This is a genomic window from Levilactobacillus tujiorum (assembly GCF_012641185.1).
Lineage (GTDB): Bacteria > Bacillota > Bacilli > Lactobacillales > Lactobacillaceae > Levilactobacillus > Levilactobacillus tujiorum.
In genome coordinates this window covers 1-25,464 of record NZ_JAAXLK010000030.1, presented here as the reverse complement: position 1 = coordinate 25,464, position 25,464 = coordinate 1, and the positions used below count along the sequence as shown (strand labels likewise).

16 protein-coding genes are annotated in these 25,464 nt (G+C 49.6%); 8 read left to right on the top strand and 8 right to left on the bottom strand.

The annotated features are described in order from the left end of the window. Window positions 1-107 precede the first annotated feature (107 nt). Window positions 108-617 carry a QueT transporter family protein gene (locus tag HF569_RS11640; RefSeq protein ID WP_168902553.1) on the bottom strand — a complete coding sequence of 170 codons (510 nt, stop codon included), beginning with the start codon at window positions 615-617 and terminating at the stop codon, window positions 108-110. A 211-nt stretch (window positions 618-828) separates the two neighbouring features. Between HF569_RS11640 and HF569_RS11635 the strand changes: the two genes are divergently transcribed. Next, the gene (locus HF569_RS11635) at window positions 829-3,921 is read left to right on the top strand and encodes a YfhO family protein (protein ID WP_168902552.1); all 3,093 of its coding nucleotides are present in this window, start codon (window positions 829-831) and stop codon (window positions 3,919-3,921) included. 198 nt (window positions 3,922-4,119) lie between these two features. Here the strand turns inward: HF569_RS11635 and HF569_RS11630 are convergent, their stop codons facing one another. Continuing rightward, window positions 4,120-5,430, bottom strand: coding sequence for an NCS2 family permease (locus HF569_RS11630; protein WP_168902551.1), 1,311 nt, complete (start codon window positions 5,428-5,430; stop codon window positions 4,120-4,122). A gap of 215 nt (window positions 5,431-5,645) precedes the next feature. Then, a complete protein-coding gene (locus HF569_RS11625; protein WP_168902550.1) occupies window positions 5,646-6,629 on the bottom strand; it encodes an aldo/keto reductase in 984 nt (327 codons plus the stop codon). Window positions 6,630-6,799: 170 nt separating this feature from the next. Here HF569_RS11625 and HF569_RS11620 point away from each other — a divergent pair, with 170 nt between their 5' ends. From HF569_RS11620 to HF569_RS11610, 3 genes are all read left to right on the top strand, one after another. Next, window positions 6,800-7,402 (top strand): NAD(P)H-binding protein, encoded by a 603-nt coding sequence (locus tag HF569_RS11620; RefSeq protein WP_168902549.1) that lies wholly within the window; start codon window positions 6,800-6,802, stop codon window positions 7,400-7,402. 78 nt (window positions 7,403-7,480) lie between these two features. Further along, window positions 7,481-7,855, top strand: a complete 375-nt coding sequence (locus HF569_RS11615) for a hypothetical protein (protein ID WP_240821923.1) — start codon at window positions 7,481-7,483, stop codon at window positions 7,853-7,855. A gap of 128 nt (window positions 7,856-7,983) precedes the next feature. Next, window positions 7,984-9,000, top strand: a complete 1,017-nt coding sequence (locus HF569_RS11610) for a polysaccharide deacetylase family protein (protein ID WP_168902548.1) — start codon at window positions 7,984-7,986, stop codon at window positions 8,998-9,000. Between the two features lie 46 nt (window positions 9,001-9,046). Here HF569_RS11610 and HF569_RS11605 read toward each other — a convergent pair whose 3' ends face one another. After that, a complete protein-coding gene (locus tag HF569_RS11605) occupies window positions 9,047-10,189 on the bottom strand; it encodes an ArgE/DapE family deacylase (RefSeq protein ID WP_168902547.1) in 1,143 nt (380 codons plus the stop codon). 265 nt (window positions 10,190-10,454) lie between these two features. Between HF569_RS11605 and HF569_RS11600 the strand changes: the two genes are divergently transcribed. Next, window positions 10,455-14,069 (top strand): PD-(D/E)XK nuclease family protein, encoded by a 3,615-nt coding sequence (locus tag HF569_RS11600; RefSeq protein ID WP_168902546.1) that lies wholly within the window; start codon window positions 10,455-10,457, stop codon window positions 14,067-14,069. Beyond that, entirely contained in the window at window positions 14,059-17,874 is a 3,816-nt protein-coding gene (gene addA / locus HF569_RS11595) for a helicase-exonuclease AddAB subunit AddA (protein ID WP_168902545.1), read from the top strand. Before HF569_RS11600 ends, addA begins: the two co-directional genes overlap by 11 nt. Window positions 17,875-17,928: 54 nt before the next feature. Here the strand turns inward: addA and HF569_RS11590 are convergent, their stop codons facing one another. Both HF569_RS11590 and HF569_RS11585 read right to left on the bottom strand, forming a co-directional pair. Next, window positions 17,929-18,120, bottom strand: coding sequence for a hypothetical protein (locus HF569_RS11590; RefSeq protein ID WP_168902544.1), 192 nt, complete (start codon window positions 18,118-18,120; stop codon window positions 17,929-17,931). A 60-nt stretch (window positions 18,121-18,180) separates the two neighbouring features. Beyond that, window positions 18,181-19,350: a thiolase family protein gene (locus HF569_RS11585; RefSeq protein WP_168902543.1), complete on the bottom strand. Its 1,170-nt coding sequence runs from the start codon at window positions 19,348-19,350 to the stop codon at window positions 18,181-18,183. Between the two features lie 235 nt (window positions 19,351-19,585). Between HF569_RS11585 and HF569_RS11580 the strand changes: the two genes are divergently transcribed. Beyond that, window positions 19,586-20,551: a hypothetical protein gene (locus HF569_RS11580; protein WP_168902542.1), complete on the top strand. Its 966-nt coding sequence runs from the start codon at window positions 19,586-19,588 to the stop codon at window positions 20,549-20,551. Between the two features lie 46 nt (window positions 20,552-20,597). Here HF569_RS11580 and HF569_RS11575 read toward each other — a convergent pair whose 3' ends face one another. Then, window positions 20,598-22,109, bottom strand: a complete 1,512-nt coding sequence (locus HF569_RS11575; protein ID WP_211089726.1) for a UDP-N-acetylmuramoyl-L-alanyl-D-glutamate--2,6-diaminopimelate ligase — start codon at window positions 22,107-22,109, stop codon at window positions 20,598-20,600. 19 nt (window positions 22,110-22,128) lie between these two features. Continuing rightward, complete coding sequence (lysS, locus tag HF569_RS11570) at window positions 22,129-23,640, bottom strand: lysine--tRNA ligase (protein WP_168902541.1); 1,512 nt, start codon at window positions 23,638-23,640, stop codon at window positions 22,129-22,131. Window positions 23,641-23,896: 256 nt separating this feature from the next. Between lysS and HF569_RS11565 the strand changes: the two genes are divergently transcribed. Then, on the top strand, window positions 23,897-25,081 hold the full coding sequence (locus tag HF569_RS11565; RefSeq protein ID WP_168902540.1) for an MFS transporter: 1,185 nt from the start codon (window positions 23,897-23,899) through the stop codon (window positions 25,079-25,081). Window positions 25,082-25,464: the final 383 nt, after the last annotated feature.

The following is a 25,464-nucleotide window of genomic DNA, read 5'->3' as shown; positions in this document are numbered from 1 at the left end:
GTGATACCATCAAAATTTAGAGTCTCAATACATAGTAAGCAAGATCAAAAGCCGTCAGTTTTTGAAAAACATGAAAACTGACGACTTTTTTGAAAGGTATGAATAATTCAGGTCTTTAAGCTAAGCAGAAAGACTAAGATACCACCGACGATCATGCTGACACATTCGCCGATGCCGATTGACAGCCAGTTCGCCCAGAACGTGGGCCAGAAGGCGGTTTTGGCAACGATAGCAATCTCCCAGGCAATCATGCACATGAAGAAGACCGCTACCACGGTGTTCAGCGCCATTTGCGCAATCCGATTGTGGACGACTCGGCTCAAGCCGTACATGACCAGTAGGGCCAACAGAGTTTGCAGAGTTCCCGTTGCGATGTCTAAAATGCCCAATGGAGAAGCAATGACGTTCGCAATGAAGACGCCCAGGGTTACGGCAGCTATGTAGCGCTTGTTGAAGCTAGCAAGGTGGTTAAACATTTCGGATAACCGCACCTGCACAACACCAAAGCTAAAGGCCGCCAAGACCGTCGTTACCACGACGTAGAGTGCAGCAACTAGGGCCGCCAGTACCATCCCACGGGTACCATCGATACCTAGAAAACTTTTCTTAGAATTCACGAGAAATTCCTTCCTTTGCTAATTATTCAATTTTGGAGCTGTAGTAAGGTTACCGCAATTTGGGGACTTTGGCAAAATCTGTTTCACATGAAACATTACAATGCCGTATCGTTTCGCCAGAATGATTGACACCATGCGTTGGGATTTGTAAATTGGAAGCATAGTCGTGCTATTAGCGACGAAAATTTCGAAACTTATTGGAGGACTCATCATGAAAATTGCGCACCACCGGTGGCCGCTGTGGCTCTTATATACGGTAGCTTTCATGGTGATTGCCGCGTTTAGCTTTGGTGTATTTGCAATGGCTAATCGGACGCTGATTTGGAACATGGACGGCGTCACGCAACACTATCCGTTAATCCTGACGCTTCATCAACTATTAACTAAAGCCGGCCTGACGGGCGTCACGGGGTGGTCGTGGACGTTCGGCCTGGGAGCCGACAAGCTAACCACGCTGGCCTATTACGTCTTAGGCGATCCCTTTGCGTACCTATTAGCGCTGTTGCCGACGCGATTCATGGAAGTCGGGTACGGCTGGGCAATTGTTTTACGCCTATTTGCTGCGGGCTTAACCTTTTTAGTGTTTATCCGGCACTATTCCTTTAAGCCCTTCAGCCAGCTGGTTGGCGCCCTAACCTATGCTTTTGCGGGTTATTCGTTGATGATCGGCGTTCACCATCCCTTCTTCATTATGCCGATGATCTGGCTTCCCTTACTGTTTTGGGGGATTGACCGGGTACTCGCCGGCAAAGGATGGGTCCCCCTGGGGGTAGTGACCGGGCTGACCATATTAAGTAATTTTTATTTTGCGTACATACTGGGGCTGGGAAGCCTCATCTACGTCATCATTCGCTATCTGAGCCAGCGTCAACAAATCGCGGCAGTTCTTAAGCTGCGCCAACTGATCGGACGACTAGTCATGGCGGCGGTGACGGGTTTCTTGCTTGCGGGCGTTTTGTTGGTGCCGTCATTTCTGATGATGCTAGGGTCCACGCGAACTGGCGTTATTTTTGCGAACGGACTGTGGCTGTATCCTGTCAGTTATTACCTGAAGTTGGGCAACGCCGTATTGACGACGGGGAACGCGCTGAGCTATTGGGCAGTCATCGGGATGACGGGACTCGCATACCTGGGCTGTGTGTACACGTTGGTTCATTGGAAACACCACCGGGCACTGGCCGGGACGCTGACTTTAATTGTCGCCGGGTTGCTGTTCCCTGCGGTGGCAGCATTCTTCAACGTACTGTCGACCCCGTCGAATCGCTGGATCTTTCTGGCGGCAGTGCCCTTTACCCTAGCGCTGATGGTGTTGATGGATCATGTCACGGTGCTGACGGCGGCTGATCGTTGGTGGCTAATGGGGGGAGCAACTGGACTATTAATCGTCGTCTATTTGAGTAATGGTCTCGTCTTCAACAATCCCAATCGTAATCTCATCACGTACGGTCTACTCTTAGCGGTGACGGTGGTATTGGCTGGGAGCGCCCAGCTGCCGTCACGGGTGACGCTAGCTTTAGTGGGTACCTTGGTCGGGCTTAACTTGGTAAATAACGCGTGGGGCTATTACAACCCCAACGCCAGTCAACAAGCCACGCAGCAATTGCGGAAGGGCGATGCAACGCGCTATATTCGAGATTACTTTGATGAGGCCGATCGGTCGGTTCGTCGGGAAAAGACCTTCTCGCGGGTCAATACAACGCCTAACTTTAATTTATTCCGGACGGTGGGCAACAACATGACGATGTCCCATGATCTGCACGGTATCATGTCTTACTTTTCGGTTCAGAATGGCGCGGTAGGGCAGCTCAGTCGCGATTTACAAAACTCAGAATATGCGATGAATTCACCGCTGGGGCAGGGGGATAATCGCTCGGCCTTCAACCATCTGCTAGGGGTCAAGACGCTCTTTGCGCGCGAGGACCAGGTCACCAATCGGCTGGCAATCCCTTATGGCTATCACGCCGCGAATAAAGTCTATCCGGAACAATCCGTTTATGGGTTGTCGAATGGGACGGGGACGCAATTACTGACGACATCATTGAACTTTCCGTTAGTTTATACGCAACCACAAGCGCTGACGGCGCAACAATGGCGGCAGTTATCCAGCGTTGATCGCGAGCGGAGTCTCACGCAAGCGGCGGTGACTCCGACCAAGTGGGCTGGGGTACGGCAAGCAACTTATCGGTCGCCTGCTCGAAGCCTGGATTATCAGGTGACGGCGGATGCCGTGCCGGTGATTGATAGTCCGAATAAAGTCGTTCAGTATCGGTTACAACAGGCTTTGGCGGGGCAAAAGAAGGGGCTTAGTGATAAGCAACTAGATAATTACGGCAGCTCCGTTAAATTGCCAGATTTGAAGCCGGATCAAAATGGTCTCATCAGTCGAAAAGACGAGCGAAAATACGCCGCACAAGTTCAATTGGATCAGCATCGTTCGGCGTTAGACTGCGTGCTGACCACGAACCAACAGATCTTACAAGACACGGCAACGGCTAATCAACACGGTTTACGACAGATGACCAGCGATGCGCAGGGACAACAGCTTAAATATACACTCACGATCACCCGTCCGAAGCAAGCACAGGGGACAGAACTGTATCTCGCGTTAGATGGGATCAGTGCGCAAAAGCTTACCACCGCTGAGCAACTGCACGATCAGGACAATACGAGTGTTCTGGGCAACACGCCGCGGTCAACGCTCACTAAATTTGATGATTGGCGCACGGCGGTCCGAAATCCAGATATGGGTGATTATTGGATTAAGGTTAAGACGCGCAATAGCACCAATAGTTTTTCTCAGTTTGGGATTGATAATTTATCGGATTATGAACCTAAGCACCGGATGCTACTGAATCTGGGCTATTCTAAGCAACGGCGCCAGACGATTGATGTGACGTTTAATGCCACCCGGCAGATCGATTTCAAGGCAGTTAAATTGATTGCGATGCCGTATCATCAGTCTTACGATCGGCAGGTGCATGCAGCCCAGCAACGGGGCCTTAACAATGCGACGATCAGTTCTAATCGGGTAACGGGCAACTTAACGACGACCACACCAAGTGTGATGACGACCTCCATTCCCTATTCTACGGGATGGCGATTGAAGGTCGATGGTCGTTCGGTGAAGACCCAACCAGTCAATGATGGGTTCGTGGGTGCTCGTTTAGCCGCGGGAACCCACCATATTCAGTTGACTTATCATACGCCTGGCTTACTCCTAGGCAGTGGCTTAACCGGGGTCGGGATCGTCATCCTGATGGCAGTAGGCAGCTGGCATTGGTGGTGGCCACAGCGGCGGCATTAATTAGCCAGCATACTAAATAACCCGGGAAATGAGCCGACATGGCAGAATTTCCCGGGTTATTTTAGATGTTCCCCACAGAGATGACCGGTTAGCGTATTTTCATAGCCGCTAGCCTAGTCGCGTAGGACCTGGTTTAGACAAGATGACAAAACCACTGACTATTCTCAGTTGAGCTGAGGCGTCAGTGGTTTTTTAGTATTAATCAGCGTTTAGAATCCACAAGAAGAGGACAAAGACCACGGCGAGGCCGTACATCATTGGTCCGACTTCTTTTCCACGTTTGGCAGCAATCATCGTTAAAGGATAAGTGATGAAGCCCAGCGCAATTCCGTCTGAGATGCTGTAAGTTAAAGGCATTCCTAGAACGATCAAGAAGGCTGGTGCCGCAACTTCGAATTTTTCCCAGTGAATGTTCTTTAGGGATTGGGCCATCAGCACCCCAACAATGATCAGAGCGGGGGCCGTCACTTGGTTCGTAACCACGGCTAATAGTGGAGAAAAGAAAGCGCCTAGGACAAAGAGAATAGCTGTCACGATGGCGGTAAAGCCGGAGCGACCACCCACGGCAATCCCTGCGGAGGATTCAACGAAGGCACCCATTGGAGAAGTTCCTAGCAGTGAACCGGCAACCATGGTGGTCGAGTCTGCCATCAGGGCCTTACCGATCCGCGGAATCTTGTTGTTCTTAACCAGACCGGCTTGTTCGGCCAGTCCAACCAACGTCCCAGTGGTATCAAAGAAGGTCACGAGCAGGAAGGTTAGTACCACAACGATAAGCTGCAAGGAATTGATACTGCCGGCGTGAGTTAAACCAACCATGAAGGTGGAACTGATACTAGGAATTCCGGAGACAATGTGAGCTGGCATCGGAATTAAGCCGGTGATTAGACCCAGAATGGAGTTGGCGACCATACCAATAAAGATGGCGCCGGGGACTCTGGCACTCATGAGAACGAGTGTGACTAACAGACCAAAGATTGTTAACCAGGTGCTCCCCACGTGTAACGATCCCAGCGTAACCACTGTGGATTTGTCGGCAACAATTAACCCACCTTGGCTGAGACCGATAAACGCGATGAACAGGCCAATCCCAGCACTAATGGCCATTTTAAGGTCGCGGGGGATCGCGTCAACGACCTTTTCCCGTAACTTGAAGGCTGTCAAAATCATGAAGAGAATGGACGCCACGAAGACCCCAGCCAGCGCCGTTTGCCACGGGACCTTCATTCCGATGACGACGGAGTAGGCAAAGAAGGCGTTAATCCCTAGGCTGGCGGAAATAGCGATGGGATAATTGGCTAAAATCCCCATTAAGGCACAGCCGAAAGCGGAAGCAAAAGCCGTGGCAGTGAAGACTGCCCCCTGGCTGATACCGGAAGCTCCTAAAACTTGGGGGTTAACGAACAGAATGTAGGCCATGGATACGAAGGTCGTAATCCCGGCTAAAATTTCTGTTTTATAGTTGGTTCCTAATTCTTCAAATTGAAAAAATTTGGCAATTCTCTGCATCTTATGCGCTCCCTTAAATCATAGTAGAATCCGAACATTCTCTCGTATCGTTCGGACTTATCTCTCAAAACACTACTAAAAGAGCTTAACATTAAAAATGAGATAAAGCAATCACGAATTAGAAAATAATTTATAAAAAGATTGTTCGTAAATTAAAAAGACCGGCCATTAGCCGGTCTTTCAGTGACTATGCTGAGCTGGTCGAAAGGATTGATTTAATCAGGATCGGCTAGTGATTTGCCGCTAGGACGTGCTTTAAAGCTAGCAAATGCCTGATCAATTGTTTGATATTCTGCCGGACTCAGGGTGACGCTTAACGCCTGGGCGTTAGCGGCAACTTGACTTGCTCGTTTAGCGCCGGGAATCACGACGCTGATCTCAGGATTCTGCAGGTACCAAGCCAGTACGGTTTGGGTGACGGTTGCCTGGTGGGCTGTGGCGATTGGTTTGACAGCGGCCACCGCCTGTAGGATCTGACTGTAGCGGGGTTCCTGAAAATCGCTGATTTGGCTGCGGATATCGTCGTCAGGGAAAGTAACGTCTTGAGTGTATTTACCAGTCAACAAGCCCGAGGCTAATGGGAAATAGGGCACGAAGCTAATTTGGTGCTCGTTGAGATAAGGCATTAGGTCAGTCTCGTGGTCGCGGTGAAGCAGGCTGAATTCGTCTTCGACAACGTCCACATAGCCATCGGCATTGGCTTCTTTGACTTGTTCAAGACTGAAGTTAGAGATACCGATTGCGCGAATTTTTCCTTGTTCCTTCAGCCGTTCGAGCGCACCGACGGCTTCTGCCTTGGGGGTTCGCTTGTCTGGAAAATGAATGTAGTAAATATCAATGTAGTCTGTATTGAGGCGTTGTAGGCTGGCATCGACCTGTTGGGTCAAAAATGCGGGATCATTATTAATCACTTGTTCACCGCTAGAGAAGTCTTGCGCACCCTTGGTGGCCAGCGTAAAGCTGTGGCGATCAAAGTCATGGATGGCCTGACCAACTAATTCCTCAGAATGCCCTAGACCGTAGACAAACGCGGTGTCCAGAAGCTGAATACCGTGATTCAAACCGGTTTTGACTAGGTCTAAGCCGTCCGCGTCGTTTAGGTTGGGAAAGAGATTGTAGCCGCCAACCGCATTCGTTCCTAACCCCAGTGGTGTTGTGTGAATATCAGTTTTGCCGATCGTTACCATATCGTGTGTCATGGTGAACCTCCTCATTAAAAATGTGAAACCGGATACAATTGAGCCACCTTAATTATACCGAATTTTGTGCGGAAAAGGTGCCGGAAGAAGCACAATCTTATCAGTCATAGCTATCCGGTAGGTGGGTATTTCTGTTACACTGGGAGGCGAAGCAAAGGAGCGAAATATAGATGACAACTTACTTAATTATTGGCGCAAACACGTTGGGTCAGAGTGTGGCGCGGCGATTAGCAACGCAGACGACTGATCCGATTCGATTATTGCATGCACCTAATGAAAAAGTTGCGGCGGAATTGATGGAACGCGTGACCGACCAGGTGGGCGATCTGACGAAAGAGGCCACTTATCAAGCGGCTTTACAGGATCAACCAGTCATCTTTTCAGCCTTGCAGGGGTTGGATGTTGATTTGGCCTTTGAGGCGTTATTTGATGCGCAGTACCATCAGCAGTTGATGTTGACCCGCTTTGTGATGTTAAGTACGGCTGGCGTGGACCATGAAGTTAACGGTGAACTGACCTATCCGGACATCACTAACGTTAAGGAGTATTTGAATCAACAACGCTATGCGGCTAAATTGGTGGATGAGTCGGAATTTCCTTATACCATCTTACGACCAGTGACCTTGACGGCGGACGCTGAGACCGAGCCCCAGATTATTCCGGAAGGGGCCACGGTACCGGCAGGTCATGTTTCACGTGAAACGGTTGCGGCGGTTGCCACTCAGATCCTGCTGAATGGTGAGCATGATTATCAGTCATTGGCCATTTGCTAAATCTTTCGCAAAGTTTTGAATTTGCCCCTGAAATATTGCGTGCTTTAGTCAATAGTTTGTTAGAATAAGAGAAGTGGGGTGAAGCCATTGGCATTAAATATAGACGAGCAACAATTACAAGCAATTCGGGAACGAATGGAGGAAGCCAATCAGCAGGCGCACTTCGTTATTTTCCAGTCGGTTGAAAAACGGACGGGCAAGGTATTGCGGCTAATCACGGATATTGATAGTTTCCGAGCAATTCAAGAACAGCACGCAGCCGATTCCGATATGATGATCATCCAAGATATTGTTCCAATCTCGGACGCCCTGGCACGGTGGGCCATTGCGGAGAATATGGCAGCGCAGCAGTCGGCCAATGAATCCGTATTGGCTGACTTGGAATACTACACCAATGAAGTTTTAAAGGAAAATAAACAAGCAATTAATCCACCAGATAATGGTGAAGAGTAGGTAGTCTAGCAAGTTAGCTAGGCTATTTTTTTATTGCCAAAATTGTAGAGCGTTTGGTGATAATTTTGCTGGTGTTACTGGTAAACTGAAGGTAGTTTTAGGGGAGTCATCTTTGAGGAGGGTTTTTAATGAAACAGAAGAAATGGCAACGTTGGGTTTGGCTAGCGGTGGCAGCAGTAGCGATGCTAGGAGTAGGCACGCTTCCCGCCCAAGCCAAGACGACGAATAAGACGGTTACCTTTGGTCAGTTAACCAATAAGAATCCGCACCGCTTGGCGGCAATTCGCCAGGCAGCACGGCAACAAATCTTGAAACAGACGCACGCCAAGGGGAGTAAAGTCGCCGCGGTCTACAAAGTGAAATTACCCAAACACATGACCAAGAAGGCCACGTTGACACCGAAGGGCTTGCGCATGAATCTGCTGGCCAACAAGTTTAAGGTCAAGCAGATTACGATTCCGTATTCGCAGTTAAAAGGCAAGGTGCTGAATCGTTACTTGCCTAAGACACAGCGCACGAAAGCCATTAAGACTAAGAAGATGGTGGCCCTGACTTTCGATGATGGGCCAGATAAGACGTTGACGCCGCGGCTTCTGAAGACTTTGAAGAAGTATAAAGTTCACGCCACTTTCTTTGAAACCGGGCAAAATGTCAGTCGGAATCCAAAGATTGCCCGTGCGGTTCTCGCTGGCGGTAACGAGATTGGCAATCATTCCTGGAATCATCCAGACTTCAACCGGATTGGCACGGCCAAGACGGTTAGCCAGATCACGCGGACTAACCGGGCCATTTACCAGGCGACGGGGACGTTACCACAGTTTGTGAGACCACCATATGGGAACATCACGGCGGCTGAAGGCCGGGCGATCGAACAACCGATCATTCGCTGGTCGGTGGACTCACGCGACTGGGCTTACCTGAATAAGACGAAGGATATTAACGAAGTGATGCGCGATACGCGCGGTGGCGATATTATTTTGATGCACGATATTCACGCGCAGTCAGTCGCTGCAGCACCGACGATTATTAAACGACTGAAAGCTAAGGGCTACAAGTTAGTCACGGTTAGTCAGCTGCTGAATTACCAGACGCTGCCAGGTTTACAATACTTTGGCGCGCACGATTATCGCACGGCTGGTAAGTAAAGACAAAAAGATTGGTTCCACGAATTTTCGCAGAACCAATCTTTTTTTAGGCTAAGAAGTCTTGTGCAAGCTGTTGGTAGACGTGTTGAACATGAATAAACTGGTCGAGATCGACATACTCGTCGGTGGCGTGGGCTTCGCTCCATTCGCCAGCACCGTAAACAATCACGGGGAAGGGGTTCGCTGATTTAGTGAATTCGGAAGCATCCGTTGCGCCGTGAATAACTTGGAGTTGCGTGTCACGACTGAATTCTTGATCAGCAATGCGTTTCGTTAATTGAACGAGGGGAGAATCTTGCTGACTGATGATGGGCTTGAAACTGTAGTCGATGTGTAAGGTCAAATGCTGGTCTGGTTCCTCGTTAAGGCGGTCAACAACGTCAGTTAGTCGCTGAATCACGGCAGCGTTGTCGAATTCTGGGATTGGCCGGATATTTCCTTGTAATTCGGCCTTGGCGGGGATGCTGTTAACTTGATCACCACCGTTGAAGACGGTAACGCTATGAACCAGTGGTCCGAGTTCAGGACTGACGGGAACATCGTCGAACGCAGTGGCTTCAGCAGTTATGTATTTTGCTAGGTTAGTGACGGCATTAATTCCTTTTTCGGGCATGGAGCTGTGGGCACCCTTGCCTTGTGAATAGACGTGGTAGTTGAGGGAACCGTTATGGGCGTAGACAATGTTGCCGCCCGTTGGCTCACCGATTACCATAGCGCTTAAGTCATCAGCGAGGCCTTGTTCGGTCAGCATCCGCGACCCCATGGCCCCGTTTTCTTCACCAACCGTACCGATGAAACGTAAGCGTCCCTTCAAACGGTCTTGATGATCAGCCAGATTGATCAGGGTAATGACCATGCCGGCCAAGCCGCTCTTCATGTCGGCGCTGCCGCGGCCGTAGAGACGGTTACCTTCAATGTGGGCAGCGAACGGATCGAATTGCCAATCAGCAGGGTCACCGGTAGCCACGGTATCTAAGTGGCCAGCCAAGGAGAAGACTTTGTCGCTAGTGGAATCGCCAATTTCGGCAATTAAATTACTCCGACCTGAGGTGTAGGGAACCTGCTTGGCGGTGATGCCGTGGGCGGTGAAGAGCTGCTGAATGTAGTCAGCAACCGCGGCTTCATTGCCATTGACAGAATTGATTTGAATTAAGTGCTGAAGAATCTGAATTTTTTCGTGTTCGTCCATAAGGTACATTGCCCGCTTTCTCATCATATTTTAATGCTAAGTTTAGCACGTCCGCCGCCGGTTGGCGACTATTCTGTGAAGAAAGCCTAATATCACGAAATTTGTAGCAAACATACGTTCGCTTTTGCTGTGACTTATGCTAAAATATAATCAAGTTAAGCTGAAACGTAGAGATTGAAAAGTTTAAATGACCGGTTAACCTGGGGTTGAACTGGCATATAATGGTTAAACAGAGACGTTTTGAGACGGATTAGGAGGCCGGCAGATGAGTTTACAATTTATTCTAGGCAGTGCAGGTCGAGATCATCGGACGCCGATGGTGACGGCGATGGCCCAACAAGTGACGACAAGTCCCACGGATCAGTGCTACTACATAGTACCCAATCACATTAAGTTTGAGACTGAAGTGGATGTTCTGTCAGCACTTAAGCAGCGGTTAGCACCAGAACAGACCTTATTTGCACAGACGCAAGTTCAGGTTTTTTCATTTACGCGGTTAGCCTGGTTCTTTATGAAAAATGAACCAGTCTACCAACTTCCCCGCATTTCGACGGCGGGCTTGAACATGTTAATCTATCAGATTATTCAAAGTCATGCGGATGAATTGACCATTTTTCGCGGTGAGATCGACCGGCCGGGTTTCATTAGCCAACTGACGACCCAGTTATCCGAACTTAAGGTTGGTCAGGTGACTGCGGCGGACCTTGTGACGGCGATTGAACAAATGGGGACCGCTAACGCAGACTTACAGGCTAAATTACATGATCTCATGATTATTTACGATGCGTTTGAACAACAGATGGTGGGGAAGTACGTTGAAAACACGGATCTCTTGAATCAGTTAGCAGACTTCTTACTGACGAAGATTGACTTGAGTCATGCCCACTTCTACTTAGAGGGCTTTTCGCAGCTGAGTGCGCAGGAACGTAAATTGACGGCGGCCCTAATTGAACGCGCAGCCAGCGTGACGGTAGCCTTGAACTTAGATAAGGGCTATCCACAGGAGTTGCCAGCAACCACTAGTCTGTTTTTTCAGTCGGGCAAACTTTACCATCAACTGTATAGCATTGCGCGTGCAGCAACGGTTCCCGTGTTGCAGGATCAACATGCGCGGACGCCGCGAGTAAATGCTGATTTATTGGCGCTGGATGAATTCTGGCAGGCCTCCAATGCGTTGACGCCACAACCACGGCCAGCGGCGCAAACGCCTAAGACGATTCAAGTGGTCCAGGCAGCGAATCGGTACGTTGAAGTCTCACGGGTGGCAGCGCAGATTCGGCAAATGGTGGCCAGTGGCCAGTACCGCTACCGGGACTTCCTGGTCATGGCGCGGCATTTGGATCATTATCAGACCGTTATTGACCCTATTTTCAAAGCACAGGCGATTCCGTACTTTGACGATGCAGATGTCCAGATGGCAGATCATCCGTTTGTAGAATTGATCAATGCACTCTTTGATGTTGATCGGCGGAATTACCGGTACGCAGATGTCTTTCGCGTCTTAAAATCGGAATTACTTTTGCCGCGCGATGAAAATGGTGACCCCATGCAGTTGGCGGCTTATCGTCAAGCGTTGGCGTTAACGGAAAACTTTGTGCTGAAAAACGGGTTTGAAGGCCAGCATTGGTGGACGCAGCAAAAGGATTGGGTGTACTTGCGGCTATCCGCTGGTGATGATGAGGTGCAGACATCACATGATGAACAGGTCACGACCCAGATTAATCAGATTCGCCACTTTGTGAAGCAGACATTGCCGCCATTCTTTGCGCGATTGAAGGCCGCTAAGACCTATACGGACGCGGCAACGGTTCTGTATCAGTTTTTAGATAATGCGGGGGTCAGCGAGCAATTGATGGCTTGGCGTGATCAAGCGATTGCCGCTGGTGATTTGATGCGTGCGGGGCAGCCGGAACAGACGTGGGCGACTTTCTGCCAGATGTTGGATGAATTCCACAGTATCTTAGGAACGGTGACCTTTGACCAGCAAGACTTTCAATCCTTATTGCAGGCCGGGTTCGCCGGGGCGAAGTTCAGTCAGATTCCATCAACCTTAGATCAGGTGACGATCACTGAAAGTGGAATCGTCCAGGCTAATAATCGCAAAGTGACCTTTCTGATGGGGGCAACTGCGGATGAGATGCCGGATGATCAGCTGCCGACCAGCCTGCTAGCCGATAATGATCGGCATGATTTAAGCGAGCAGTTGCAAGCAGTGGATGAAAACAGCTATTTGCGCGATGATGCGGCGACACAATTGGCGGGTGAGCCCTATCTGAATTACTTGGCTTTCCTGAGTGGCAGTGAACGACTCATTTTTAGCTATCCAGCGACCAGCGATGATGATCGAAATGGGTTGCAGATCTCCCCATACGTGGCGCGGATTCGCCAATATTTCGACTTACCATTATTAGTAGCCCATGCGACACCAACGGCTGAGATGACTGACATTCTTCCGTTTGTTGGGACACGCCGGGCGACCTTGCGTCATTTAGTTCAGGCCAGCCATGATGGTCAGTTGCGCGGCACACCGCTTTCACAACCATGGTTATACGTTTGGCATGATCTACGTCAGGACCCGGATTATGGTCAATTGACGGCCAAGCTATTGAGTAGTCTAGATTATAGAAACGTGCCAACGAAATTGACACAGGATACGGTTATTCACTTGTATGGCCGCGAGATCAGTACTTCGATTTCTAAGCTGGAAGAATATTATGCCAACCCCTACGCGTACTTCTTAAAGTACGGGCTACGCTTACAAGAACGGGATGTCTTTGAATTATCGCCAGCTAGTACGGGAGAGTTCTTCCACGCCACGATGGAGCGACTGCTGAATCAGGTGAAGGCAGAACATCTTAATCTAGCGGACTTTGACGACCAGCAATTACGCGAGTTGACGGATGAGGCGGTACAACGGGTACTCAATACGGATGAGAATCCACAATTTGCGATCTTAGAGAGTTCGCACCGGATGCGTTATATCCGTGAGCAATTAATTAAGACGATGCGCCAGATGGCTAAGACCTTGCGTGAGCAGAGTAGCCGCACGCGACTACGGCCCAAGCAGATGGAAGTTAAATTTGGCTTTGGCGATCCCAATGGGCTAGCCCCCTTGTCGTTTGACCTAGCTAATCAACACAAGGTGACGGTTCGTGGGAGAATTGATCGGCTGGACACGTTACAACCTAAAGACGACCAGAAAACCTATCTGGGTATCGTGGATTATAAGAGTTCCGAGCATAAGTTTAGTTATCAAGACGCTTACTATGGCCAAGCGATGCAGATGCTCACGTATCTGGATGCCGTCAAGAAGAACATGCCCCAGCTGCTAGATCAGGCGGATCTCAGTCATCAGCAGGCAGAGTTGGCGGGAGCTGTTTATCTTCATCTGCAAAACCCCGTCCTGCGTGCTGCCGATGTATTAGATGAAGACCCACTGATGGCGTTGCTTAAGGAGGAGCAATATCAGGGGCTGTTACTAGATGATCCCGATTTGTTGAGTAACTTGGATTCCCTGTTTGCGACGCCAGATTATCATGGCAGTTCGTTACTCTTCCGGGGGTTACGGCGGGGCGTTAAGGGAAATTACACGTCCTATAGCAAGATGTTAGTCAATCCGGCTGAGCTGGACTTACTGCTGGCGCATACAGAGAAACTGATCAAACGGGCCGCCAGTGAAATCTTTGAGGGTAAAGTTGATTTGGCCCCGACGCGAGAACAGAGCAAGACGGCGCTACAGTATTCACCATACAAGTCAATTATGCAGTTTGACCCCTTGTTGACGGAAAATAATTATCGAGATTTAGTACCTTTGAAGAAAGACGATGTGTTGGCACGGATTAAAGACGAGTTGGAAAAGGAGGGCCGTCATGAGCGCTAAGTTTAGTTTTACACCGAGCCAGGATCAGGCGATCCACCGTTCGGGCAATAATTTATTGGTCTCGGCCTCTGCAGGTTCTGGGAAGACCCGGGTGCTGGTCCAACGAGTGATTGAAAAATTAAAAGCCGGAATCGGCATTGATGAAATCCTGATCGTGACGTTTACCAAGGCAGCTGCTGCAGAAATGCGGGAACGGATTCAAAAGGCCCTGCGACAAGAATTGGCCAACAGTCAGGGTGATAGTGAGCGGCAACAGTTTTATTTACGCCAGTTGAATCAATTACCGGTGGCCGATATTAGTACGTTGGATGCCTTTTGTTTACGCATTTTGCAGCATTATTATTACGTGATTGATTTTGACCCAGTTTTTCGGCTATTGGCCGATGAAACGGAAAACACGCTGTTGCGCGATGAGGTGTGGGCCGACGTTCGTGAGCAGCTCTACGCTGAAGGCGAACGGCCGTTGTCAGCGAGACAATTGATTGCGGAGGGGACGCCAAGCCTCTTTGCACAACTCACAGAAAACTTTTCGGGTGATCGCGGCGATGACGGCTTGGCTGAGCTAGTTCAGCGAACTTATACCTTTGCCAATGCGACGGCTGACCCCGCAGCTTGGTTGGCGGATCTGCCGAAACCCTATCAGTTGGAAAGCGATCAGTTAACGGCAACGCATTTTTATCAGGAACAATTACAGCCGTTATTTAGCGAGCAGTTACAGCAAATCCAAGCTGATTTAACCAGTGCCCAGCAACTGGCTACGCAGGCCAACTTAACCAAGCAGCTGGACCATTTAACAACGGTGCTTAGCCAGTTGCACGAGGTTCTCGGTCTAGTAGATCACGGGAGTTGGAATGCGTTGAGAGCGGCTGTGAGTGGCTTTAACTGGGGACGGATGCCGAGTGTTCGCAAAGCCAACGAAGACTTTCCCATCTATAACCGGCTGAAGACGACGTACTATGATCCGGCGCGAAAACAGCTGGATAGTCTAAAGAAGGGCTATTTGCTGCAATCGGAGGAACAAGCCGTAATCACGATCAAAAAGTCTGGTGAGCTGGTCGGTGAGTTGGCGCGTGTCGTGACCGTCTTCCGGCAGGCATATACCGCGGAGAAACGGCGCCGTCACGTCTTAGACTTTGCGGATGTCGAACACGCCGCTCTGGAAATTTTGACGCAGGATACGACGCAGTCTCAGCAAGTGGCCGCACAGCTACGGCAACAGTATTCAGAGATTATGATTGATGAGTATCAGGATACGAATGGTCTGCAGGAAGCGATTTTGACGGCGATTGCGCAGCCAGCACCACAGGGAAATCTCTTTATGGTGGGGGATGTGAAGCAATCCATCTACCGCTTCCGGCAAGCCGATCCAACGTTATTTATGGCGAAGACGGATCGGTATACGGCGGATCAACAAGCAGGTAGTCTGATTGTATTAGCAGATAATTTCCGGTCGATGAAGAATGTCGATGACTTTACCAACTTGATCTTCAAACAATTGATGGATCGCCAGTTAGGTGAGATTGATTATACGGGAGCCGCGCAGTTGAAGTTTGGCGCGAGTTATTATCCGAAAGAGGTGACCAGTTCTGCGGAGCTGTTGGTCTATCTAACGGATGAGCAAGCCGCTGACGATGCGGCCGACGATCAGGAAGCCATGGATGAAAGCTTCCAAGTCGATAATAAGCATCAGGGTGAAGTGTTACTGGCCGGGAAGAAGATTCAGGAATTGATTGCCGCCAAGACCCCAATTTATGATCGGGATGCGCGGCAAGTCCGGCCAATGCGCTACGGTGATATTACGCTGTTGACCCCGACGCGGACGAATAACCTCATCATCACGGATGAACTGCGGCGACTGGGGATTCCAGTAGTGGTTAATGATGCGCAGAGTTATTTCAAAACGACGGAAATTCAGATTATGATGGCGCTGCTTAGAGTGATTGATAATCCGTACCAGGATATTCCGTTAGCCGCAGTGTTGCGGTCACCAATTGTGGGCTTAAACGAAAACCAGTTAGCGGCACTGCGAATTAATCAGCGGACTGGAGATTATTATCAGGCCGTGCTGCATTTTCAACAGAACTTTGCTGCCGCGCACGCGAGTGACTTCCAGCAGGAGCTGCATGACAAGATCAGTCACTTTCTGGAGCAGCTGGCGACGTTTAGAAATATCGCCCGGCAAAACCAGCTGGTGATCCTGATTTGGCGAATCTATCAAGATACGGGGTTCCTGGATTATGTAGGCGGGATGCCCGCGGGCGAGCAGCGACAGGCCAACCTCCATGCGTTATACGAACGCGCACAAGGCTATGAGCAGAGTAGTTTTAAGGGATTATTCCAGTTCGTGCGATTTGTTGAGCGCTTGCAGGAGCGGGACGACGATCTTGCCGGTGCCCCGGTACAAGCGGCTGAAGATGCTGTGTCAGTCATGACGATCCATGGTAGTAAGGGGCTGGAATTTCCAGTCGTCTTTGTGATGGATGCCTCCCGTCAATTTAATCGCCAAGATCAACAGGGGAGCTACGTGATGAGTAGTAAGCAAGGCATCGGCATCGACTATCTGGACGAGCAGACCCGAATCAAAGCGCCTAGTCTCCAAAAGATGGTCACCGCGCAGGCAATCTCGCGGGCCAGTCTGGCTGAAGAAATGCGAAAACTGTATGTGGCCTTGACCCGGGCAGAATCACAAATCTATATCGTGGGGTCACACAAGTCTAAAGAAGAAGCATTGAGTGCTTGGCAACAGGCATTTCAGAGCCCTAACCTAGTGTTGAACGCCACCTTACGTGAGAAATCCACGATGGCAAACTACCTGGATTGGATTGGGATGTGCTTGATTCGCGATGCTAAGTTTGAAGTCGATGGTGCCGAGCCTTCAGCAGGGCTGTCGGCATTGGCTGGCGATCCGGCTGACTTTAAAGTGACGTTTGCCACGGCAGCCGACTTAGGGACCGTGACTACGGCGCAGACACAGGCGGAAGATTGGGTTAAAGCCAACCAACCCGAGGCTGCTCAGGTGGCCACGACGGACAGTGATGTTGATCGGATTGATCAGATCATGAACTTTAGCTATCCACATCAAGCGGCCACGCAGACCACGGCGTATCAGTCCGTTTCGGAAGCCAAGCGGTTGTTTGAGGATCCCGACAATGCGACGCTGGGGGAATACCAGCCAGTCGGTAACGGACAACATGGTCGGCGGTTTGTCACGCACGACTTTGCCCGGCCAGAGTTTTTGCAGGAAGTCCGGACGCCGTTGCCTACTGAGATTGGGACAGCGACTCACTTAGTCTTGCAGCAATTGGATGTCACGGTGCCGCCAACGCAAGCCTCGATTCAAGCCGTCATTGAACGGCTAGTGGCCGATCAGATTCTATCTGCGGCGGTGGCCCAACGCATTCAGGCCAACCTCATCTTGCAGTTCTTTGCGACACCAGTAGGGGCGGCGATCTTAGCACACCCTGATCAGCTTCACCGGGAAGTACCATTTTCTCTGCTGATGCCAGCTAAGAGTCTGTTCCAAGATTTTCAGGAAGCAGATTCACAAGTCCTAGTGCATGGGATTGTGGATGGCTATTTGCAAACGCCGGATGGGATTATTCTGTTTGATTATAAGACGGACCATGTGAACGTTCAGGCGCCTGACCGGAGTATCGCGAAGGTTGTTGAGCGGTATAGCGGCCAGGTGAACCTTTATGCTGCTGCGTTACAACAAATGACGGGGCAGCCGGTCAGTGAGCAGTACTTGTATTTGCTGGCGACTGGTCATCTGGTGACGGTTCCGCGGAAACAAATTAATCGGTAAAAGGAAAGGGCTTCATCACAGCGACCATGGTCATTGCGATGAAGCCCTTATAAGTTACTGATGAATCATGAGCAGTGAGATCAGGATGAAGAGCAAGACCAGCATCACGGCTCCAATACCAATCGCTCGACGAGACAGCTGGTGATTGAGGTGGTAGATATAGCCCAGCACACCGGCGAGAGCCAGTAGTCCCACTGCGGTTAAAATGATTAACTTAACTTTAACGTCAAAGTCTGTCGTTAGCATAGCGCGCTTCCTTTGTCTAAGTGTTTGTCGTTATTATACCAGAAGGCGGGTTAACTAGACTTAATCCCGTTCGATCAGTAGCGCGATACCCATGCCACCACCAATACACATTGCGGCTAAGCCACGGTGTAGATCACTGTGAATGAGTTCGTGGAGGAGGGTGACGACAATTCTAGTTCCCGAGGCTCCGAGCGGATGTCCCAGAGCGATGCTACCGCCGTTAACGTTGAGACGTTCACTGGGCAATTTGAGATCACGCGCAACGGCGACCGACTGGGCCGCAAAGGCTTCGTTAACTTCAAAGCGGTCGATATCGTCGATTCGCAAGTGATGTTGATCCAGTACATCTTGAATGGCATAAACGGGTGCATAACCCATAATATCAGGATCAATCCCGTTTTCGTGGTAGCCAGTTAAGGTTGCTAAGTAAGGAATATTGGCCGCCTGAGCCGCTGATTTGCGCATCAACACTAAGGCCGCTGCGCCGTCATTTAACCCAGCGGCATTGCCGGCAGTGACGGTGCCGTCCTCACGAAAAGCGGGGGGCAGTGCCGCCAACTTAGCTAAGGACGTGTCTGCCCGAACGGCCTCGTCTTGGGTGACGAGTGTATCGCCCACGGGAACGGGCACAATTTCGTCGTTGAAACGGAAGTGTTCCTGAGCCTGAACGGCCTTTTGCTGGGAGTTAAGCGCAAAGGCATCTTGGGCCGCGCGACTCACATTGAAGCGTTCGGCCACGTTTTCCGCGGTAATTCCCATGGGGACGTTGGTGAAGGCGTCGGTTAGGCCATCGCGAGTCAGGCTGTCGGTTAGCGTCACATCACCAAATTTATGCCCCCAGCGTGACTGATTATTGAGGTAGGGTGCCTGACTCATGCTCTCCGTCCCGCCGACTAGCACAGCGTCGGCATCGCCCATGAGAATAGCGGCCTGACCTAGGCGAATGGCCTTGAGACTTGATCCGCAGACCTGGTTGATGGTCATTGCGGTGCTAGATTCAGGAAGGCCGACGTTAAGTTCAATTTGACGAGCGACGTTTTGGCCTTGGCCAGCTTGAAGCACAGTACCAAAGATCGTCTGCTGAATCATGGCGGGATCGAGGCCACTCCGCGTCACCGCGGCTTGTGCAGCGATACTCCCGAGCGTGACGGCAGAAACTGACCGTAAACCACGGCCAAATTTACCAATAGGGGTGCGTGCAGCACTAACGATTACAACTTCTTCTGCCATGTCAATTCGTTCTCCTTTTCCGATAAGTGTCCGAACCCTTAATATAACTGACTTTGTACAATTTGTCTTGCATTTAGCGACCTTCCTTGGAATATTTCGGGCTTTCTTAAAAAAAGTTCCCCTAATAACGCTGACTAAGTGTGAAAGTAAGGGGACTTTTACCGATATTTTTCATTCTGACGGTCATCGCTTATAATAGAAGGTGGAATTCAAGACAGATAGGGGAATTGTAGTGATGGAAGAAACTGAAGCAACAACCGAACTAATGACACCCACGGCCTTCTTGACCCCAGGGAATTTGGCGCGGCTATCCGCCAATCAGCAAAAGTATGCCAGTGATATTTTGAACGATGTTACCCAAGCGCGACAGACAGTCAATTTGGGAACCGGTGCTTGGTCTGCCCAGCAGGTGATTGGGACCTTAGCGGCGTTACCAACACTGGTCGATCGGCCACACGTTTACTATGTGGCGGTGGTTCCGGTATTGACGGCGTACTTTAAGGCCCAAGCGGCACCTCATTTGACCGAGCTCCTGACCGCGCTGAAGCAAGCCCGGCCAGCGTTGGTCGAGAAGCATGCGGAAACGGAAGACGAACAGGAGGCATACGAAGGGGTAGTTACCTTAGTCGAGCAATGGCTACAAGCCATGGAGACGCAGCCAGAGGTCACTAATCTTAGCGCCCAGGATCGTCAGTATTTTGTGACAATCGTTCACACGACAGCTGAGCTCATGATTACGGGGAAACGGTGTCAACCAGTCGACTGGGACGTTGCCGGGATTTCATCCATTATGTTTGGCCCCTTCACGCACTTGCTGGATAAGGCTGACCGGGTGCCCGCATTATTCAACCTGATTCCTTTCGCCTTGACCACGTTGTTCCGTTATCTGGCAACGCAACACCAATTGACGCAAGCTCATGCGTTGTTGGCATGGGTAACGAAGAATCATACCGCGTTGGTCACGATGTACAATCCACAATTGGAGAGTTTTTACGAGGAATTGGCGTCTGCTATGCGGCGTGCGGGGATTGATACTAACGATCATGCGGCAGTTGATAAGTTTACGCGCGATTACCTAAATGCGCATCCAGTAGAGGGACGATCACTCTTTACGACGGATCGGCAGCTGACGAAGAAGCATCCAGCTAAGCAGTTGAAATACAGTCGAAAACGCCGGCGCAACCGGCGTAAAAAACGGTAATAAAAAAAGCTCAGGACCGCGGTCCTGAGCTTTTTGTTGCCATTAATTAGGCTTCTAATTCGTCGATAACTTCCTGAGCAACTACTGGATCGGTTGCGTAGGGCGTATCAACGCCATTGATCTTTTGGTAAGCATCTTGCCCCTTACCGGCGAGAATGACCAAGTCATCATTGGTTGCGGTGGCAATGGCATGCTGAATGGCGTCTTCGCGTCGGAGAATCAACGTGGTTTTAACTTTGCTGTGGTCGATATGACTATCGATTTCCTGGGCAATCGTGACGGGGTCTTCATGGCCCGGATCGTCGGTGGTCAGGAAAGCAACGTTGGCATAGTCATTGAGCGCCTTGGCAAACCCTTCGCGTCGATCCTCACCCTTATCACCCGTACTACCCAAGACCACCTTAATCTGATGATCTGGGAACTGCGCGTGGAGGAAGTGGAGCAGGGCGTTCATGCTCCCCCAATCGTGAGCGTAGTCAATGTAGACAGTTCCGTGGCGTTGGGTCGTTAAGACCTCCATGCGTCCAGGAATCGTCGTGTTGGCTAAACCAGTCTGCATATCAGCAACGTGAGCGCCAGCTAAGTGACTCGCTAAGATGGCCGCCGTGGCGTTGCTTTGATTAAAGTCGCCGGGGACGGAAACGTTATACGTGGTCGCTAGTGAGGCTAACTGAGGATCGTCACTGTTCACGGTGAGGCTAAATTGACTATCCGTCAATGTTGCCGCATCGCTGGTTATGGACACGGTCGCGTTAGGCTGGTTCACGCCATACGTGAAGATGTGCTCTGGTGCCGTTGACACCTTAGCCGCAGCTAAAACTTCGGCAAAGTGGTCAGTATCTGCGTCGATGATACAGTTATCCGAATTTAACATCAGCTGTTGCTTGCAGAACAAGTAGTTGGCGAAGTTCGGGTGCTCGTTGATCCCGATATGATCCGGCGAAATATTCAAGAATAAACCGACATTGAACTTTAAGCCATAGACCCGATCTAACAGATAAGCTTGTGAGGCGACTTCCATGACCAGAACCTTCTGACCATTCGTCACAGCTTGGCGCATTTCGCGGAAGATATCGAAAGACTCGGCTGTTGTCAGATGAGCCTTAAATTGATCCGTGGGCTTAGGCCCCAAGATGTGGTTGATGGTTGAAAACATCGCCACTTGTTTAGGAAAAGTCTGCTCCAAGATGTTGCGCGTAAAGTACGTGGACGTGGTCTTGCCCTTAGTCCCGGTGTAGCCAATGACGAAGAGGTCATTTTGGGGAAAGTCGAAGAACAACTGAGCGGCTAATGATAGTGCCTTCCGCACGTCGGTGACGAAAATTCCGGGAGTGCTTAGACCGTAATCTTTTTCGGCAAGGTAGCAGATTGCCCCGTTGTCGATCGCTTGGTGGAGGTAGTCCACGGAGAAGTTAAATCCCTTGCAAACGAAGAGGCTGTTAGCGACAACCTTACGTGAATCATAGGCGAGGCCCTCAAAGGTAACATCATCAGATAGCGTCGTTCCTTGATACAAGTTGTGTTCTTCAAGAAGCGCAATCAATTGGTTTACTCTCATGCAAATGCCTCTTTTCGAATTAGTCGTTGGGGCGCATGGTTGGGAAGAGCATGACGTCGCGAATAGATGCTGAGTCAGTCAGTAGCATCGTCATCCGGTCGATCCCGATTCCCAGACCACCAGTAGGCGGCATACCATATTCCATGGCTTCGATGTAGTCGGAGTCAATCCCGTGGGCTTCTTCGTTTCCGGCTGCCCGTTCTGCGTCTTGGGCCTCGAACCGTTGCTTTTGGTCAATTGGATCGTTCAATTCAGTAAAGGCGTTACCGAATTCATTACCATTGATGTAGAGTTCGAACCGATCAGTGAAGCGAGGGTCCTTAGGGTTCTTCTTAGCCAATGGTGAGATTTCAACGGGGTGACCGTAAATGAACGTTGGATTGATCAGGTTATCTTGGACCTTCTCTTCGAAGATGGCGTTGATAATGTGACCAACCTTCCAGTAAGATTCACAGTGAATGCCATTCTCTTCGGCAATCTTCCGGGCGTCTTCATCAGACATTGGTTGCCAGAAGTCGATACCAGTGGCTTCCTTCACAGCGTCTACCATGTGAACCCGCTTGAAGTCACTGTCCAGGTCAATATCCTTGCCTTGGTAAGTCAATTTCCCAGTACCGTTAACCTTGTTGGCCACGAAACGGAAGATGTTTTCAGTTAAGTCCATCACGTCTGTGTAGTCAGCGTAGGCGGTGTAGACTTCCACCATGTTGAATTCAGGGTTGTGCCGTAAGTCGGTCCCTTCGTTCCGGAAGTCTTTGCCTAATTCGTAAACTTTTTCCATCCCACCGACGATTAATCGCTTCAAGTAAAGTTCCGTAGCGATCCGCAGGTACAATGGAATATCGAAGGCGTTGGAGTGGGTCACGAATGGCCGAGCTTCAGCACCACCGGCTTCCGTCTGTAAGACTGGCGTGTCGACTTCAAGGTAGCCTTCACCGTCTAAGTATTCACGGATGGCCCGCTTGATTTGGGTCACCTTGACGAAGCGATCGAAGCTGTCGCGGTTAGAAATGAGATCCAGGTAACGTTGACGGTAGATGGTTTCAGGGTTAGTCAGACCATGATACTTGTCTGGAAGTGGCCGTAAAGCCTTAGATAAGAATTCAAAGTCAGTAAAACGAAGGGTCAAAGCGCCCGTATTCGTCTTGATCACGTAACCCTTGGCGCCAATGAAGTCCCCTAAGTCTAACGTCTTGTAGAGAGCGTATTTGTCTTCACCCAGTTCGTCTTGACGGGCGTAACCTTGGATGACACCAGTTCTGTCGAGTAAATCGATAAAGCCGGCCTTACCACTACCACGCTTACCGGTAATTCGACCCGCAACAGCAACATAATGTTTGTCTTCCATCAGCTCTTCTTTATCGTACTTATCGTATTTTTCAGTGAGCGACTTACTGTCGTCAGTTCTATCGAAGCGGTGACCGAAAGGCGCGATGCCCTGTTCTTGTAAATTGTTCATTTTATCCCGACGAACCTGCATCTGATCATTCAGATCGGTCGGTGCGGCATTATTATTTTTGCTGTTACCCATTTTGTGTCCTCCTATTAAGTATTGATTCAAAAGTTCTATGAATCCAGACCTCTCTTAAATTTAGTTGATTTTTAGTCAATAAGCAAGCCTAATCGCCCGTTAAACAAGGAAAAAACAGAAATCCACGATGGAAAATGAACGTGCCAGTGGAATGAAAACGGTTTAATACAAATTACTTTATTTTCCGGGTCGAAGTGGGTTTCGGTCACCCGGATAGGCATGATAGACTGATGGTTATTGTAAGGAGGGATTTCATATGTGGAAGGTTGTTCGTTCATTATGGCCATTGCTGGTGTTAGGACTGCTAGTCAACACGGCTTATAGTGTGATGTGGCCGTTAACCACTATCTACCTTCATAATAATTTGAATTTAAGTTTAGTGATCAGTGGGTTAATCTTAGCGGTGTATTCCGGATTTAACGTGCTGGGTGGCTATCTGGGTGGCCTACTGACGGATCGTTTCTCGGTTAAATGGGTTGGTTTGGGATTGCTCGGTGGATTGGTGAGCGATGCCATTATCGGGTTCTTTTGGAATGACCGACTAGCCTATCCGATCGTCTTGGTCGTCTTTGGCCTGCTGACAGGAGGCATGCTCACTTTAATTACGGCGTTGGCTGCCCAACTGAGCCAAGGGAGTGGGCGGATCTTCAACGTGCTTTATATCTTTATCAACCTTGGCTTAGTCGTAGGAACGGCAAGCATTGGCATTCTGTTTCACCATAGCTTACAACCCATTTTCTTCCTATTAATTCTTTGTTATGGCGGGGCCATAGGATTGTGGGTGAAGTATGCCGACCGGTTAAAGTCTCCGGCTCGTGCAGCGAATACGGGAAAACCAGTGGCTCGTACGCGAAGCAAACGCTTGTCGCTGGGCGTCGTGCAAATTAGTTTGCTACTATTGAGTTTGACGTTGATGTGGTTAACCTACGCGCAATGGATGAGTAACGTTTCGGTTTACATTCAAAATCAAGGGTTGAGTATTCGATTGTATAGTCATCTATGGGTCTATAACGGAATTTTACTGATCATTGTTCAATCGCTGATGACCAAGATTAGTCACGTGAAGGCATTGCCGGCACAAATCGTTTTAGGCTTGGGTGCCATTGCAGGTTCGTTTCTTCTATTAAGTAGTGTGTCCGGGGTCGTTGCCTTATTTGCGGCCATGACTCTTTTGACGTTGGGCGAAGCGATCTATGTTCCGGGGGTTCCAGCGTTGATTAATGCCTATACGGTCGGTAATGAAGGAAAGTATCAAGGATTAGTCAATGCTTTTTCTTCATTAGGTAAAGCGGTAGGGCCAGTTTTTGGTGGCCTGGTGATTGGAACATCACAAGCATTTTCGTGGTTATTTCTGCTTTGTGCAGCCGTCAATGGTCTGATTGTCGTGGCATTAATGGTTGGGGTGGTTCCAAACTTAAAAAAGGCGCGCGAACCATATTAGAATATCTTTAAGGAAACACACGGTCTATCCGGATCAAAGTAACTAGTTTCGCCGGGGGTATTCGCCTTTTTGAAAAAGGTACTATTAATTTGCGATTTTCGTTGACGGGACAGGGTTTACTTGGTATAGTTATATCCGTTGTCGTATTGAGTCAGCCAAGCTAGACCAATTTAAAAAGTTGAAATTGCTTGTTGACAGACAATTACGTTACATGATATAGTTAATGAGTTGTCGCGTTTGCGATAGCCAATCAGCGAGAAACGTTGTTAAATCAAACTTCTTGTTGACATCAAATCAGTAACATGATATGATAATTAAGCTGATTGCTTCGGTAATCGCTTAGGTAGACCTTTGAAAACTGAACATTGTTTCGACAAACCAAA

Coding starts and splice junctions, on each gene's coding strand:
- HF569_RS11635 (WP_168902552.1), top strand. CDS start 829: ATGAAAATTGCGCACCACCGGTGGCCGCTGTGGCTCTTATATACGGTA.
- HF569_RS11630 (WP_168902551.1), bottom strand. CDS start 5,430: ATGCAGAGAATTGCCAAATTTTTTCAATTTGAAGAATTAGGAACCAAC.
- HF569_RS11625 (WP_168902550.1), bottom strand. CDS start 6,629: ATGACACACGATATGGTAACGATCGGCAAAACTGATATTCACACAACA.
- HF569_RS11620 (WP_168902549.1), top strand. CDS start 6,800: ATGACAACTTACTTAATTATTGGCGCAAACACGTTGGGTCAGAGTGTG.
- HF569_RS11610 (WP_168902548.1), top strand. CDS start 7,984: ATGAAACAGAAGAAATGGCAACGTTGGGTTTGGCTAGCGGTGGCAGCA.
- HF569_RS11605 (WP_168902547.1), bottom strand. CDS start 10,189: ATGGACGAACACGAAAAAATTCAGATTCTTCAGCACTTAATTCAAATC.
- HF569_RS11600 (WP_168902546.1), top strand. CDS start 10,455: ATGAGTTTACAATTTATTCTAGGCAGTGCAGGTCGAGATCATCGGACG.
- addA (WP_168902545.1), top strand. CDS start 14,059: ATGAGCGCTAAGTTTAGTTTTACACCGAGCCAGGATCAGGCGATCCAC.
- HF569_RS11590 (WP_168902544.1), bottom strand. CDS start 18,120: ATGCTAACGACAGACTTTGACGTTAAAGTTAAGTTAATCATTTTAACC.
- HF569_RS11585 (WP_168902543.1), bottom strand. CDS start 19,350: ATGGCAGAAGAAGTTGTAATCGTTAGTGCTGCACGCACCCCTATTGGT.
- HF569_RS11580 (WP_168902542.1), top strand. CDS start 19,586: ATGGAAGAAACTGAAGCAACAACCGAACTAATGACACCCACGGCCTTC.
- HF569_RS11575 (WP_211089726.1), bottom strand. CDS start 22,109: ATGAGAGTAAACCAATTGATTGCGCTTCTTGAAGAACACAACTTGTAT.
- lysS (WP_168902541.1), bottom strand. CDS start 23,640: ATGGGTAACAGCAAAAATAATAATGCCGCACCGACCGATCTGAATGAT.
- HF569_RS11565 (WP_168902540.1), top strand. CDS start 23,897: ATGTGGAAGGTTGTTCGTTCATTATGGCCATTGCTGGTGTTAGGACTG.